9 protein-coding genes are annotated in these 9,063 nt (G+C 66.6%); 4 read left to right on the top strand and 5 right to left on the bottom strand.

What is annotated here, in order from left to right; translation table 11 throughout:
• Positions 1-294: 294 nt before the first annotated feature.
• Both ABWP84_RS07720 and ABWP84_RS07715 read right to left on the bottom strand, forming a co-directional pair.
• A complete protein-coding gene (locus tag ABWP84_RS07720; protein WP_353211433.1) occupies positions 295-1,041 on the bottom strand; it encodes a CHAP domain-containing protein in 747 nt (248 codons plus the stop codon).
• A gap of 456 nt (positions 1,042-1,497) precedes the next feature.
• Positions 1,498-2,352 carry an ATP-binding protein gene (locus tag ABWP84_RS07715; RefSeq protein ID WP_353211432.1) on the bottom strand — a complete coding sequence of 285 codons (855 nt, stop codon included), beginning with the start codon at positions 2,350-2,352 and terminating at the stop codon, positions 1,498-1,500.
• Positions 2,353-2,472: 120 nt separating this feature from the next.
• Here ABWP84_RS07715 and yajC point away from each other — a divergent pair, with 120 nt between their 5' ends.
• Positions 2,473-2,805 carry a preprotein translocase subunit YajC gene (gene yajC, locus ABWP84_RS07710; protein ID WP_353211431.1) on the top strand — a complete coding sequence of 111 codons (333 nt, stop codon included), beginning with the start codon at positions 2,473-2,475 and terminating at the stop codon, positions 2,803-2,805.
• A gap of 4 nt (positions 2,806-2,809) precedes the next feature.
• The gene (locus ABWP84_RS07705; RefSeq protein ID WP_353211430.1) at positions 2,810-3,676 is read left to right on the top strand and encodes an alpha/beta hydrolase; all 867 of its coding nucleotides are present in this window, start codon (positions 2,810-2,812) and stop codon (positions 3,674-3,676) included.
• Positions 3,677-3,725: 49 nt separating this feature from the next.
• On the opposite strand, the gene ABWP84_RS07700 is transcribed toward ABWP84_RS07705, so the two are convergent.
• On the bottom strand, positions 3,726-4,364 hold the full coding sequence (locus ABWP84_RS07700) for a superoxide dismutase (RefSeq protein ID WP_353211429.1): 639 nt from the start codon (positions 4,362-4,364) through the stop codon (positions 3,726-3,728).
• A gap of 76 nt (positions 4,365-4,440) precedes the next feature.
• On the opposite strand from ABWP84_RS07700, the gene ABWP84_RS07695 reads away from it, so the two are divergent.
• Complete coding sequence (locus ABWP84_RS07695) at positions 4,441-5,220, top strand: squalene/phytoene synthase family protein (RefSeq protein ID WP_353211428.1); 780 nt, start codon at positions 4,441-4,443, stop codon at positions 5,218-5,220.
• A 68-nt stretch (positions 5,221-5,288) separates the two neighbouring features.
• Positions 5,289-6,284 carry a UDP-glucose 4-epimerase GalE gene (gene galE, locus ABWP84_RS07690; protein ID WP_353211427.1) on the top strand — a complete coding sequence of 332 codons (996 nt, stop codon included), beginning with the start codon at positions 5,289-5,291 and terminating at the stop codon, positions 6,282-6,284.
• A 198-nt stretch (positions 6,285-6,482) separates the two neighbouring features.
• Here the strand turns inward: galE and ABWP84_RS07685 are convergent, their stop codons facing one another.
• The gene (locus tag ABWP84_RS07685) at positions 6,483-7,691 is read right to left on the bottom strand and encodes an MFS transporter (RefSeq protein WP_353211426.1); all 1,209 of its coding nucleotides are present in this window, start codon (positions 7,689-7,691) and stop codon (positions 6,483-6,485) included.
• The gene (locus ABWP84_RS07680; protein ID WP_353211436.1) at positions 7,688-9,046 is read right to left on the bottom strand and encodes an amidase; all 1,359 of its coding nucleotides are present in this window, start codon (positions 9,044-9,046) and stop codon (positions 7,688-7,690) included. Before ABWP84_RS07680 ends, ABWP84_RS07685 begins: the two co-directional genes overlap by 4 nt.
• Between the last annotated feature and the right edge of the window lie 17 nt (positions 9,047-9,063).

Genomic DNA, 9,063 nt, shown 5'->3' with positions numbered 1-9,063 from the left:
CGAGGGGCTTTGCCCCTCGAGCACCCCAGCAGGAAACTTAGTTTCCTGCACCTTCATTCAACTGCGGGTTTTTCACATAATTCGTTCAGTTGGAAATGTTTGAGGGAATGAAAATACTATTAAATATTATTTTATGATAAATATAGTGAGAGTTTATAAATAAAATTGGATCTCAAAAATATCAAAGGTCCAATAAAATTATCGACATATATGTCGACCCTGGGGGGGAGAGCGCGAGAGGGCAAAGCCCCTCGCTCTTTCTTTTCCGCCACCAGCAGCCTTGTGCAGTTCCCGTTAGCGCGAGGTGCGCGCCTCGTTGCGGCGGCTGGGCGCCCCCGGGCGATAGGCCACGGCTCGCATTGAGGCGCGTGAGCCAGCATGCCACACCGCACTGCTTTGCCGGCCGGAGATGCCATAGGAGGCGAAGTCAGTATCCGAACCGGTATCGGGGCGGTTGAGGATAAAGCCATGGGTTGAATAAGGCCGGCCGAAATTCTCATTGCTCCAGCCCACCTGCACCCGCACCTGGGTCCAGTCATTATTGGCCGAGACATCCATCACATCCACGCCTTGCATGATCGAGCCGCGGCGGATGCCCGGGCCGCCCCAATTGGCATGGTCGATCTCGATGAGGCGGTTATTGATGACGCGGCTTACCACCGCGACATGGCCCGAGCGCATACCGCCCGAGGCGGGGAAGGAGAGGATGGCGCCCGGCTCTGGGCGGCTGGAACGGGCGTAGCGGCCGGCGGCATTATACCACCAATCACGCCCATTGCCGGAAATCTCCATGCCGGTCACCTGCCGGGCATAGGGCACGCAGGATATGCCCGCGGAGTAGCCCAGGGCGCTGCGGTTTCTGGCCTGCGTGGTGCGCGGGCGGGTGGTGGCAGCGGCCGCGCCGCTGCGAGCGGTGGATGCTCTGGCGCTGTCATTGGGTTGCGCGTTGCGGGCATCGGGCCTGGCCGCCTGCGCCACCACCGGCAATGCGGTGAAGCCGAGGCCGAGACAAAAACCGAGCGCCAGCGTGCGATACCGCATCCAATATTCCTTCTGAAGCCCCACGGGTGCAACTGACCCGTTCCTGCCGCGTTGTGTCCCGTGCCGGGGATGAGGCGGCAACCGCGAAAATTGATACAATGGGTAATTTCGCGTGATTTGCGGAAGTGGCCTGTGGATAACTTTGCCTGATCGGAGGATTTTCCTTCATCCATCCGCATAATCGCGCAATGCCACACTGTGGCGGCAAAACTGCAACAGCCCTGCGAATCACCCCGCGCGAGGTTGCATCACCCGCAGCACTGGCCGTCAGCGCGCCGCAAACTGCCCATGCTGCGCCGCGCAGATTGGCCGAGCCTGCGCTGAACTGCACAGCCAGGCCCAGGCTCGGCGGCGGCAAGCCCTGCCACCCACTGCCATCCGCTCAGAAAATAAGGGCCAAATAAAGCAAGTCGCTGAGAACAAATGCCGCATCACCGCCGCTACCAAGGCGGTGGATCAGAGCTTCACGCCCAGCCGCCCCGCCATATCCTGGATGAATTGCCAGGCCACCCGCCCCGAGCGCCCGCCTCGGGTGACCGACCATTCCACCGCAGCGCGGCGCAGCGCTTCAGTCTCGATCGGCAGCGCCATCGCCTCGGCATAGCCCTCGATCATGGCAAAGAAAGTATCCTGATCGGTGTTGTGGAAGCCGATCCACAAACCGAAGCGGTCACTCAGCGACACCTTCTCTTCCACCGCCTCGGCTGGGTTGATGGCGGTGGATTTCTCGTTCTCGATCATGTCGCGCGGCATCAAATGGCGACGGTTCGAGGTGGCATAGAACAGCACATTGGCCGGCCTTCCCTCGATGCCGCCATCGAGCACGCTCTTGAGCGCCTTATAATCGGCATCCTCGCGCTCGAAGGAGAGGTCATCGCAAAACACCAGCACCCGGCGGCTTTGCAGGCGCAGCACATTGAGCAGGTCGGGCAGGGTGCGGATATCCTCGCGCTGGATTTCCAACAGCACCAGCGCACCGGGATGCGCCTCATTCGCCGCCGCATGGGCGGCCTTGACCAGTGAGGATTTGCCGGTGCCGCGCGCACCCCAGAGCATGGCGTTATTGGCGGTGAACCCCGCCGCAAAGCGCAGGGTATTCTCCATCAGAATGGCCTTTTGTCGCTCCACACCCTTCAGCAGGGTGAGTTCGACGCGCGCGACATGCGGCACGGGATCGAGCCTGGCCGGCGGGCCGGGATGCCAGACGAAAGCATCGGCGCCATCGAGGCTGAGGCGGTCGGCCGGCGGGGGTGCGAGGCGCTCCAGCGCTTCGGCGATGCGGAGAAGAAGGGCGTCGTTCAGGCTTGTCATGGCCGCGCGTTTGGCCCGGATGCGGCGCCACGTCCAGCACCCCGCCCGCATGCGGCGCTTGACGCGCCCGGGCACGCCGCTAGGTTCCGGTCCAACACAAACCTTACGGAGCCTTAACCCATGTTCATCTCGCCCGCCTACGCGCAGGACGCAGCCGGTGCTGGCGCCATGGTGATGCAGCTGGCCCCGCTGATCCTCATCTTCGTGGTGTTCTATTTCCTGCTCATCCGCCCGCAGCAGAAGAAGATGAAGGAGCATCGCGGCATGCTCAGCGAACTCAAGCGCGGCGATAAGGTGATCACCGCCGGCGGTATCGTGGCGGAGATCAAGAAGGTCACCGAAGGCTCGGATGAGATCGAGGCCGAGATTGCGCCCAATGTCCGCGTCACCCTGGTGCGCGGCACCATCGGCAGCGTGATCAAGCCGCAGGCCGCCAACGACGCCAAGGCCTGATCCGATGATGCGCCTGGTGGAAACCCCCCAGGCGATCATCGCCGTGGAGGAGCATGGGCCGGAAGATGGCCTGCCCATCATTCTGCTGCACGGCTTCCCCTATTCCGCCCGCGGCTATGATGCGGTGCTGCCGCATTTGGCGGGGCGGCGGGTGCTGGTGCCGCATTTGCGCGGCTATGGCGAAACCCGGCTGAGGTCCGGCGTGCTGCGCTCCGGCGCGCAGGCGGCGCTGGGGGCGGATTTGCTGGCGCTGATGGATGCGCTGGCAATCCCGCAGGCGCTTCTGGCCGGCTATGATTGGGGCGGGCGGGCGGCCTGCATCATCGCAGCCCTCCACCCCTCGCGCTGCGCGGGGCTCGTGACCTGCACTGGCTATAATATCCAGGACATCGCCCGCAGCGGCGAGCCCGCGCTGCCGGATCGTGAGATGCGCCACTGGTATCAATGGTATTTGCATGGTGAGCGCGGTGCGCTGGGCCTGGCCCGTCACCGCGAGGAATTCGCCCGGCTGCTCTGGTCTATGTGGTCGCCCGATTGGCGCTTCTCCGAGGCGGAATTCGCAGCCTCCGCCACGCATTGGCACAATGCGGATTATGTCGAGACGGTGGTGCATTCCTATCGCCACCGCTACGGGTTGGTGCCCGGCGATGCGGTGCATTACGGCATGGAGGCGGCGCTGGCGGCGCAGCCCGATATCACCGTGCCCAGCATTGATATTCATGGCGGCAGCGACGGGGTGAACCCGGCCCCGTCTGAGCCGTCAGCACGTTTCACCGGCCGCTTTGAGCGCCGTGTATTGCCTGGCGTGGGTCACAACCCGCCGCAGGAGGCGCCGGAGGCTTTTGCCGCCGCGCTGCTGGCGCTGGGCTGAGATAATACCATCCTCGCGGCGGGGCGCCGCGAGGATGGGTTTGGCCTTTTCAGGCCGTCTGGCCGGTGGTCAGGCCACCCTTTTCCATCAGGCTCTCGACGACATCCCAAGCCACCAGCTTGTTCAGGAAATTGTCGAGGTAGTTGGGGCGGACATTGCGGAAGTCGAGGTAATAAGCGTGCTCCCAGACATCGGCGCCGAGGATCGGCTGGCCTTCGCCGGTGGAGAGCGGGTTGGCGCCATTGGCGGTCTTGGTCACCTTCAGCTTGCCATCGGGGGCGATGATCAGCCAGGCCCAGCCGGAGCCGAACTGGGTGACGCCGGCGGCCTTGAAGGCTTCCTTGAAGGCGGCGAGGCCACCGAGGTCGCTGTCGATCTTGGCAGCCAGCTTGGCGGGCAGCTTGTCGCCACCGCCATTGGGGGACATCACCTGCCAGAACAGGTCATGATTCCAATGCTGGCCGGCTTGGTTGAGCACGGGCAGGCCATCGGCGCCGGCGCGGCCAGCCTCGGCCACAATGGTCTCCAGGCTCTTGCCGGTGAGGCCCTTGCTGTCGATCAGGCCGTTCAGGGCCGTCACATAGGCATTGTGATGCTTGCCGTGATGCAGTTCCAGCGTCTCCTGGCACATGCCATTGGCGGCAAGGGCGGAGACGGAATAGGGCAGGGAGGGAAGGCTGAAGGGCATTTTGGTTGCTCCTGTTGGGATGGTAGCGAGGTAAGCGGCGACTGGCGGGGCGTCAACCAACCTATTACACAAGGCCATGCCGCAAGCCCTGTCTGAAATCGGCGCCCTGGCCCGCGCCCGCGAGCCGGACCGTTTTTTCTGCGCCCTTTTCGCGCCGCCGGAGCGGCGTGAGGCGCTGTTTGCGCTCATTGCCTATCATCATGAACTCGGCCGGGCGCGGGAGGTGGCGAGCAATCCGATGATCGCGGCCATTCGGCTGCAATGGTGGCGCGATGCGCTGGAGGCGCCGCGCCGGCATGAGGTGGCGACGCCGCTCTGCGCTGCCATGGCTGAGGGGCTGCTGCTGCGCGAGGATTTGCTGGCCATGGCCGATGCGCGTGAGGCGGAGCTGGATGAGGAGGGCATCCCCAGCGAGGGGGCCTTCGCCGCCTACCTGCGCGGCAGCCATGGCGGTTTTGCGGTGGCGGCGGGGCGGCTGCTGGGGGCGGCACCGGCGGAGTTGGTGGCGCTGCAGGCGATGGGCGCGGCGCAGGGTCTGGCAGCCTTGCTGGGCCATGTGGAGGCCCTGGCGGCGCGGGGGCGGTGCCTTTTGCCGCTGGATGCGCTGGCCGGTGCTGGTTTGAGCCTGCATGAGGCGATGGCCGCGCCGCAGCGCCTGGCGCCGCTGGTGGCCCGGCTGGCGGCGGATGGTATGCCGCCGCGGCCGCGGGGCTGGGCGCCGGGGTTGCTGGCGGCGGCGCTGCCGGCCGTGCTGGCCCGGCGGGATTTGCGGCGGCTGGCGGCGGGGCGGCCACGGCAGCGCGGCACGGCGGATCGGTTGGCATTGCTCTGGGCCGCGTGGCGGCGGCGGGCCTGACCTGCCGTTTCTTGGCCATAAAGCGCTGGTAGAAAAGCCTGACCCTGGATTGTTTTGGAGTATGCGCCTTGGCCCGTTATCTCGTCACCGGCGGTGCCGGCTATGTTGGCAGCCATGTTGTTCTGGCGCTGTTGGATCGCGGCGATGAGGTGGTGGTGCTGGACAATCTCTCCACCGGCCATCGCGCTGCCGTGGCGCCGGGGGCTGCGTTCGTCAAGGCGGATTTGGGCTCTGCCAAAGATGTGGCGGAGGTGTTTGCCGGCTGGCGGTTTGATGCGGTGTTTCACCTGGCGGCGCTCTCGCTGGTGGGGGAGAGCATGCGCCAGCCGCTGCATTATGTCCGGGCCAATGTGAATAATTCGGTGGGGCTGGCGGAGGCTGCGGTGAAGGCGGGGGTATTGCGCTTCGTCTTCAGTTCCACGGCGGCGATTTTTGGCGTGCCGCGGGATATTCCCATTGCCGAGGATGCGCCTGCGATACCGGTGAACCCTTATGGCGAGAGCAAGCTGATGGTGGAGAAGGCGCTGGGCTGGGCGCAAGCCGCGCATGGGCTGCGCAGCGCTTGCCTGCGGTATTTCAATGCGGCCGGGGCTGACCCGGGGGGGCGGGCGGGGGAGGATCATGACCCTGAGACGCATCTCATCCCGCGGACCATTATGGGGGCGTTGGGGCGGACGACGCCCGTGAGTGTATTCGGCACGGATTATGACACGCCCGATGGCACGGCGATGCGCGATTACGTGCATGTGGCGGATCTGGCGGCGGCGCATCTGGCGGTGCTGCCACGGCTGGAGGAGGGCTCGGTCGCTTATAATCTGGGCAATGGTGCCGGGCATTCGGTGTTTGAGGTGATTGCGGCGATTGAGCGGGTGTCTGGGCAGAAGGTGCCGCATCATATCGGGCCGCGTCGCGAGGGGGACCCGCCGGTGCTGGTGGCGAGTTCGGCCAGGATCAAGGCGGAGACGCAATGGCGGCCGGTGCATGACAGGCTGGATGATATTGTGCGCACGGCCTGGGATTGGCATGTGGCTCATCCGGAGGGCTATGGCGACCGGGTGGGGTGATGGTCGGAAAAGTGTTGTATTCGGACAAATACCAGATTTGGTGTGGTTGGGGTGTTGGGCCACAGGATGTGGTGTTTGGGGGCGGATGGGGATGTCAAACAGCGCTGGGGTTTTATAGGAAAATTTACCGGTAAAGGCAAGGTTTATGGTGTGCGGGCGGGGGGGGCGGCGGGTTATGATCGCCGGCGCGGTGATCGGTCAGTGGTTTTGTCCGCCCTCCCGCAGCCTTTCCCGCACCAAAAAAACCGCCAAAACCGCCAACCCAGCCCCCGCCATCACCACCATCCCCAGCCTTGGCCCCAGCCCATCGGCCAGTGCGCCCATGGCCAGCACGCCCAGCGGGCTGCAGCCGATGCAGGTGGTGACCAGGCCCAGCACGCGCGAGCGCATGGCTGGAGGGGCCGCTGACATGGCGATGGAGGTTTGCAGCGCGGAGAAGCGCGCCGTGCCCAAGCCGCCCAGCGACAGCAGCCCCAGCGCCAGCCAATAGGACGGCACCTGCGCCACCAGCAGCAGCAGGACCAAAAAACTGGCCGAGCCGAGCACGAAGCTGGCCGGCCCGGGCGGGCGGCCGGGGCGCAGGGTGAGCCATAGCCCACCCAGCAGCGCGCCGAAGGGCTCGGCTGCTGCCAGCAGGCCGATTGCGGCGCCGGAGACGCCAAAGGCCACCGCGCCGAAGGCCGGCAGCACGGCGCCATAGGCGAAGGCGAAGATGTTCATCACCAGGGTCATCGCCAGCACGAGGCGCAGGCGGGGTTCGCGGCGGGCGAAGGCGGCGGCCTCGGCAATGCCGGCGAAGGAGAGGGGGGGCAGCGGGCCTTCCGGGCGGGGCGGTGGGCGGATGCGCAGCACCAGGCCCAGCGCCACCAGGTGGAAAAAGCAGGCTATGGCGACGGCGAAGGCCAGGCCCGTCCATTGAAACAGCGCGCCGCCCAGCAGCGGGCCGAGGGCGCGGGTGCAACTGCCGGTGAGGGTATCGAAGGCGATGGCGCGCACGATCTCGCCCGGTGGCGCCAGATCGGCCGCCATGCGCCGCCGCGTGGCCATCTCGCCCGACCAGGAGAGGCCGGCGATCAGCCCCTGGGCCATGAGGTGCCAGGGTTGCAGCAGGCCCGTCACCGCCAGCAGCACCACCAAGCCGGCCGAGACGGCGGAAGTGGCTTGGAGGCCGGCCAGGACCAGCCTTCGGTCGAAGCGTTCGGCCAGGGCGCCGGCCATGGCGCCGAGCAGCAGCATGGGCAAAGCGCGCATCATCACCACGGCCGAGACCGCCAGCGCCGAGCCGGTTTGCTCGAACACCCAGAGCGTGCCGGCCAGGATTTCCAGCCAGCGCATGGCATTGGCGATGCCACCCAGCAGCCACACCCGCCGGTAATCCGGCAGGCGCAGCAATGCGACTATGCTCACATCGCCACGGGTGCGGCGGCGGCGTGGAGCCAGCGTGCCAAGGCGAGCATCTGCGCATCCTGATGCGGCTGGCCGATGAGTTGCACCCCCATGGGCAGGCCGCCCACCGCCAGCATGGGCAGGGTGACGGCGGGGCAGCCGAGCGCCGAGGTGCCGGCATTGCAGGAAGGGTCGCCAGTGGGGCGGGGGTTGGCGGCGGCGTCGGGCGCCTGGGGGTTCCAGAGCGGCGCGGGGCCGGGGCAGGCGGGGGCGATCAGCGCATCGGCCAGCGGGGCGATGGCGGCATGGGCGGCGCGCATGGCGGCGCGCTCGGCGAGGAGGGAGGCGTAGTCATCGGCGGTGGCGGTGGCGGAGGCATCGAGCCTGGCGCGCATCCTCGCCGAGATTTTATCCCGCGGCAGGCTGCGATAGGCCCAGCGATTCTCGAAGGCGGTGATGCGGGTGCCGATGGCCATGGCCTGAGAGAGCGCGCGCTCAAGGGCGGCGAGCAGGGGGTGGTCCTCGGGCCAGAGAATCTCGACATCGAGGCTGCGGACGAAGCGCTCGAAGGCGGCTTGGGAGGTGGCGTCGATGCGCGGCCAGCATTCGGTGCGCATGATGGCGAGGCGCATGGGGCGGCGGGGGCCGGGGGTGGCCATGGGGCCCATCACGCCGGGTGTGCCGGGGTCGCCCCCCAGGCGGGAGGAGATTTCGCGGGCGACGGCCCAGATATCCTCGGCGGTATTGCCATGCGGGCCGGCGGTGGATTGGCTGGTGCCCTGGCGCTCGCCGCGGTGAATGCCGCCCTGGGTGGGTTTGAGCGCCCAATTGCCGCAATAGGCGGCGGGGCGGATGATGGATCCGGCCACCTGGGTGCCGATGGCCACGGGTACGAAGCCGGCGGCGACCGCGGCTGCACTGCCCGAGGAGGAGCCTCCGGGGGTATGGGCGGCATTCCAGGGGTTGGTGGTGGGGCCGGGTTCGCTCATGCCAAGTTCGGTGGTGACGGTCTTGCCCAGGATGATGGCGCCGGCCTCGCGCAGCGCCCCCACCATGGCGCTGTCCCGCCGGGGCCAATGGCCTTCATAGGCGGCGCAGCCCATTTGGGTGGGCATATCGGCGGTCTCTATCAGGTCCTTGATGGCGATGGGCATGCCATCGATGGGCGAGAGCGGGCGGCCGGCGGCGCGGCGGGTGGTGGCGGCATCGGCGGCGGCGCGGGCGCCTTCGATATTGAGGGTGACGAAGGCTTGCACCACCGGCTCATGCGCGGCGATGCGCTCCAGGCAGGCCTCCAGATAGGCGCGGGGCGAGGTGGTGCCGGTGGGCACCTGATCGTGAAAACTCAGGCCGCGCCATGACGGATGATAGACCATTTCCAAACCCCCAATTG

It is taken from the genome of Rhodovarius sp., from assembly GCF_040399605.1.
Taxonomy (GTDB): domain Bacteria; phylum Pseudomonadota; class Alphaproteobacteria; order Acetobacterales; family Acetobacteraceae; genus Rhodovarius; species Rhodovarius crocodyli_A.
The sequence above is the reverse complement of the archived record's forward strand: the minus strand, read 5'-3'. Positions and strand labels throughout refer to the sequence as shown.